Source organism: Flavonifractor sp. DFI.6.63 (genome assembly GCF_024462255.1).
Classification (GTDB): Bacteria; Bacillota; Clostridia; order Oscillospirales; family Oscillospiraceae; genus Lawsonibacter_A; species Lawsonibacter_A hominis.
This window is the reverse complement of the sequence record NZ_JANGBE010000126.1, coordinates 1-289: the sequence shown is the minus strand read 5'-3', so window position 1 is coordinate 289 and position 289 is coordinate 1. Positions and strand designations below refer to the sequence as shown.

Genomic DNA, 289 nt, shown 5'->3' with positions numbered 1-289 from the left:
TCTGAGAATGAGCTGAGACTTATGCGTGAAAATGCGGAACTAAGTAAAGCAAATGAAATTCTCAAGGACGCCCTTGGTTTTTTCGCAAAAGAACGGAAGAAGTGAAGCCTGAACTGCTGTATGAGTACATCACGCTGCGGCACAATGAACATACGGTTCACTCCATGTGTCGAGTTCTGCATGTGAGCGAATCCTGTTACTACCGCAGCGTACGTCGGATCACGGGAACAAAACCTTGGAAGCTTCTTCTGGTCAAAATTAGAGAGATCTATGCGGAGACACCAGGTAA

Annotated in this window: 1 pseudogene; it reads left to right on the top strand. The window is 46.0% G+C overall.

The features are described 5' to 3' along the window. Nucleotides 1-101 precede the first annotated feature (101 nt). Nucleotides 102-289, top strand: a pseudogene (locus tag NE547_RS18180) (transposase); the annotation flags it as partial.